Consider the following 1,354-nt stretch of genomic DNA (forward strand, 5'->3'; position numbering starts at 1 on the left):
GTGTGTAAGAAGTGCGGACAGCACTTCATCGACCCGTCCGCACTTCTTACACACGATATGGTAATGGTCTTCCGTTCTTCCATCGTAACGGCTGGCGGTCTCCCCCAGCTTGAGTTCCCGAATCAATCCCGCATCCGTCAAGTACCGAAGCGAGTTGTACACCGTGCCATAAGCAAATTGGTGGCCGTTCATACGCAGCCGCTCCATAATCTCGGCGGCCGTCGGATGATCCTCGCAGCTTTGGACTAGATCCAGGATCGCTTTGCGCTGCGTGGTTAAATTCAATCTGCTCATCAGGCTCACCCCTTAGTAGTATTTAGACTTAGTATAAATTTAATTAGGGTGAAGGTCAAGAGCTAGGAAGGCAATAGGTTTGCGGAAGCTGCCTGCACGGCTCTCCCGTTCATTTTAGTAGGCCCCGTTGTTTCAGCAGATCATACCAATCGTCCCTGCCTCCGATTTCGACGTATTTTTCACCGAAAACATAGCTTTCCAAAAACTCCTGAAAATCTCCGTAATGCCGAATTTTCATTTCCGTTCCCGGATCGCCGGTCAAACAACAGATTCGTCCGTTCTGTTTATTTATATATAACGGATACGGTTCGATCTTCCCGATGCATATCCATTCTTCGAATCCGCCGGGCATATCCGCTACGGGGAACTGATAGTCCGGCAGCTCTTTTCGGCCAAAGAGCATAACGCTTCCGCACCTCAAAGACGAATACTCGTTTAAGAACTCGTGATACGCTTGCAGAGCGTCTTTCTTCACATCCGGATCGGGATCGTTCTCTTCCTGAATATCCCCGATCACCAAATAAAAAGGGTCTTCTTCCAGAACATGCTTCATGAATTTTATTTTTTCCCTTGTTACTGGTTGCATGGGTTTGACTCCTAGCCGTTAAATTTAGGTTCCCGTTCGTCTCTATCATTTTACCTTAGCTTTCCATATTTCTCCATACAGGAATCAACTTTGATGAACCCTTTCCCCTGCTTCGTAAGAAATTTGTAAGAAAACGGACGACGATGAACCGGAGATTCGGGACGCCATCGAAATCTATTTGAAGAACGAGAGCATGAACGTGTTCAAAGCGAGCCACGGCTTGGAGGCTTTGGACATTCAGGAGAAGGAAGATATCAATCTGATCATTCTGGACGTTATGATGCCCGGCTTGGACGGCATTCAGCCGACGTTCAAAATCCGCGAAAGCCGCAATATTCCGATTCTCATGCTGTCCGCAAATCCGAGGATACGGACAAAATCTTGGGGCTGACCTTCGGCGCCGACGATTACTTGTGCAAGCCCTTCAATCCGCTGGAGCTGACCCCCGAGTGAAGTCCCAGCTTCGACGCTACA

General features: G+C 48.4%; 2 protein-coding genes and 1 pseudogene. 1 reads left to right on the plus strand and 2 read right to left on the minus strand.

Going from position 1 to position 1,354, the window contains the following annotated elements; translation table 11 throughout:
• Together QJ48_RS33750 and QJ48_RS33755 are read right to left on the minus strand one after the other, a co-directional pair.
• On the minus strand, positions 1–294 hold a 294-nt coding region (locus QJ48_RS33750; RefSeq protein WP_054977665.1), incomplete at its 3' end, for a transcriptional repressor.
• Positions 295–403: 109 nt separating this feature from the next.
• A complete protein-coding gene (locus tag QJ48_RS33755; protein WP_054977666.1) occupies positions 404–880 on the minus strand; it encodes a hypothetical protein in 477 nt (158 codons plus the stop codon).
• 121 nt (positions 881–1,001) lie between these two features.
• Between QJ48_RS33755 and QJ48_RS33760 the strand changes: the two are divergent.
• Positions 1,002–1,354: pseudogene (locus QJ48_RS33760) on the plus strand (response regulator transcription factor); the annotation flags it as partial.

It is taken from the genome of Paenibacillus sp. A3 (assembly GCF_001399685.1).
Lineage (GTDB): Bacteria > Bacillota > Bacilli > Paenibacillales > NBRC-103111 > Paenibacillus_G.